At 43.1% G+C, this 2,023-nt stretch carries 4 protein-coding genes; all 4 read left to right on the top strand.

Annotation, left to right across the window (positions count from 1 at the left end; translation table 11 throughout):
* Window positions 1–189: hypothetical protein (locus tag ACWGSK_RS27435; RefSeq protein ID WP_452457179.1), on the top strand; the 189-nt coding region annotated here is incomplete at its 5' end.
* 340 nt (window positions 190–529) lie between these two features.
* A complete protein-coding gene (locus ACWGSK_RS27430) occupies window positions 530–826 on the top strand; it encodes a hypothetical protein (protein WP_063336321.1) in 297 nt (98 codons plus the stop codon).
* Window positions 813–1,574: a LysM peptidoglycan-binding domain-containing protein gene (locus ACWGSK_RS27425; protein ID WP_376642739.1), complete on the top strand. Its 762-nt coding sequence runs from the start codon at window positions 813–815 to the stop codon at window positions 1,572–1,574. Before ACWGSK_RS27430 ends, ACWGSK_RS27425 begins: the two co-directional genes overlap by 14 nt.
* 8 nt (window positions 1,575–1,582) lie before the next feature.
* On the top strand, window positions 1,583–2,023 hold a 441-nt coding region (locus tag ACWGSK_RS27420; protein ID WP_452457178.1), incomplete at its 3' end, for a glycoside hydrolase family 73 protein.

The following is a 2,023-nucleotide window of genomic DNA, read 5'->3' as shown; positions in this document are numbered from 1 at the left end:
ACAAAAGAAACCGTCTACGAAGCCGGAAAGACAGCGAAAAAGGCAGTTGAAAAAGCGACAGGATACGACACGTATAAAAAGTATCAAAAGATGAAGCCGGAGCAGAAAAAGAAAGTCAAAAAAGCCGCTAAAGACAGTTTCATAGATGGGTTTTGGAACGGTCTTAAACGCGGTTTTGGCTTGAAGTAAAGGGGTGATTCTATGCAAGAGTTTACAAAGTCTATGCGGTTTATTATCACCTTTCTCTTTTTCGTTATCCTGCTGGGTATGTTCACAAATGAAAAAATAACGTACACGTTCTTGGTACTTGTTCTCGCAAGTATGGCAGTCCTGAACGTTGACAAGGTAAAACAAATCATGGGAGGTCTTGTGGATGGTTAACAAGTTTTTTGACGTGATTGCGGGTATCGGGATTCTCATTGGTATTTATCTGTTCCTGAAAAATGCCAAGTCTACGACTTCCATTATCAGCACAATCGCGAGCAATTCAATTTCAGGCATCAAAGTATTACAAGGGAGGTAAGGCGGCATGATGGAAGGCTATCACCTTCAAAACCGGGTTCATGCGCTTCAGGAGCTTTCACGTCCAGTGGAGCTACCTGACGCGCAGCTAGGTATTGGAGACGCTGAAGAATTACGCCCAACACATGCCAACTTCATTTACCCGATGGTTCCGAAAGAAGCATTGATCGACAAAGTAACAAACATGAGTATTGAGAAAGCGACAGTCGATCTAAACGGAAATCAGGTAGATGAAGAAAACTTCCCTAAGAATCATTATTTCGGTGATCCGATAGGAGGCTTATATTGGTATGGCGGAATTTGAACAAGTCGGTCATGAATCCGGGGGTCATTCCCCGGGTAAAAAGAAATTCCAATTAAACAAAAAGAATATTGTCATTATCGGGTCGGTTGCAATTGGGGTCTTTCTATTAGTCTCCCTTGTGACGCGTGGGCGTCCTGCTGAGGAAGAACAGTACGTGACTTCTGAAGCATTAGAGGGTGATTACTTGGATGGCAATCCTATGAATTCAAGCTTGGTTCAGGCACAGCTACAAAACAATCAATCTCTCATTGAAGGTAGCGTTGATACAGCCTTAAACAACTTTGCAAATGAATTGGGGCAGAACCAAGAATCATTTAAGTCAGATGTAATCGACACCATTACCGATATTGGCAAGGAAAACAAAACGTATGTTGACCAAGTAAAGGACAGCATTTCAAAACAGCTTGCCGATCAAGCGAAGAAATACAGCAACTTGGAAACAGAAAATGACCAGCTTCATAAAGAACTGGAAAAGCTGAAGAACGCGAAACCGTCAACACCTGCCAAAACGACAACACCTGCTAAAAAACCGTCAACCCCGGCTAAAAAGCCATCGCCAGCGAAAAAACCGTCTACACCAAAATACAAAACGGTGACGGTGAAAAAAGGTGACACGTTGTCAGAATTGACGCAGAAATATGGTAAGGGTGGTACAAAAGCCGCGTATATGGAAACAGCCAAGTTTAACAAACTCAAAGACCCGAACAAAATTAAACCGGGTCAGAAAATCAAAATCCTGACAAAGTAGGTGGAAGTATGGGCGTAAATATAAAGCCGTTTATCAAAGACGCGCAAGCCATACAGAAAGAAACTGGCATCCCTGCATCCATCATACTGGGTCAAATCATGTTAGAATCAGGCGGTTCAAACCCGGGCGGATTGTCCGGGCTTGCCTACTACTCTAAGAACCTATTTGGAATAAAGGGAAGAGGTACAGCAGGAAGTGCCACGATGGGTACGACCGAAGTATATAACGGTAAGACCTATCACGTGAAGGATGGCTTTGCAAAGTACAACAGCTATCAAGATTCCATACGCGCCCACGCGGAACTATTATCCAAGCCGCGTTATGCGTCAAAGCTGAAGAACGCAAAAAGCGTTGAGGACTATGCGAAGGGAATCAAAGCTGGAGGGTATGCAACAGACCCTAACTATTTAAATAATCTTATCGGCATTATCAGAAGTAAAAACATTCAC

This window comes from Nocardiopsis sp. NPDC055551 (genome assembly GCF_053619415.1).
Note: the sequence above shows the minus strand (reverse complement) of the source record. Positions and strands in the feature narration are given on the sequence as shown.